We start from the raw sequence: 890 nt of genomic DNA, 5'->3' as shown, positions 1-890 counted from the left end.
CTCGCCGATGCGGGCCTCGAAGGCGGCGAAGATGTTCATGCGTTGACCAGTTCTGCAAAGTTCGGGCCGGAGGCGGTCGCGGGACCGTGACCGGCACGTCGGGCTCTTCTCACGGCCGGGCGGGCGGCTGCAAGCGGGGCTGCGCTGGACGCATTCATCGACCGGAAAGGTCCCTCCCTTGTCGCCGCTGGGCCGATGCTGCAAAGCGTCCTGGCGTCGCCGGCCGGACTGTCCGGCCTCTTGAAGACAACGATTCGGACCGCGCCATGCACGACATCCGGGCCATCCGCGACAACCCGGCCGCCTTCGACAAGGGTCTGGCGAGCCGTGGGCTGGAGCCGCTCTCGGCCGAGCTGATCGGCCTCGACGATGCCCGCAAGTCCGCGATCTCGGCGGCTCAAGGGGCGCAGGAGCGGCGCAACGCCCTCTCGAAGGAGATCGGCGCGGCCAAGAAGGCGAAGGACGAGGCGCGGGCCCAGGCGCTGATGGCCGAGGTCGCCCGGCTGAAGGAGGAGGCGCCGGCGCTCGACGCGGCGGCGGAGGCTGCCGGCAAAGCCCTGACCGAGCGCCTGGCGGCGATCCCCAACCTCCCGAACCCGGACGTGCCGGAGGGCTGCGACGAGCACGACAACGTCGAGAAGAGCCGCTTCGCGGGGCGGGGCCTCAGCGAGGAGGGCCGCCAGCATTTCGAGCTCGGCGAGGCCATGGGCCTGATGGACTTCGAGACCGCCGCGAAGCTCTCGGGCTCGCGCTTCGTGGTGCTGAAAGGCCCCATCGCCCGGCTGGAGCGGGCGCTCGGCCAGTTCATGCTCGACCTGCACACCGGTGAGCACGGCTATACCGAGGTGGTGCCGCCGCTGCTCGTCCGCGACGAGGCGATGTTCGGCACG

The 890-nt window shown here is 70.9% G+C and carries 1 pseudogene; it reads left to right on the top strand.

Features of this window, described 5'->3' with window-relative positions:
* Positions 1 to 266: 266 nt before the first annotated feature.
* A pseudogene (locus VP06_RS33075) lies at positions 267 to 890 on the top strand (serine--tRNA ligase); the annotation flags it as partial.

This window comes from Methylobacterium aquaticum, assembly GCF_001043915.1.
In the GTDB taxonomy this organism is placed as follows: domain Bacteria; phylum Pseudomonadota; class Alphaproteobacteria; order Rhizobiales; family Beijerinckiaceae; genus Methylobacterium; species Methylobacterium aquaticum.
The sequence above is the reverse complement of the archived record's forward strand: the minus strand, read 5'-3'. Positions and strand labels throughout refer to the sequence as shown.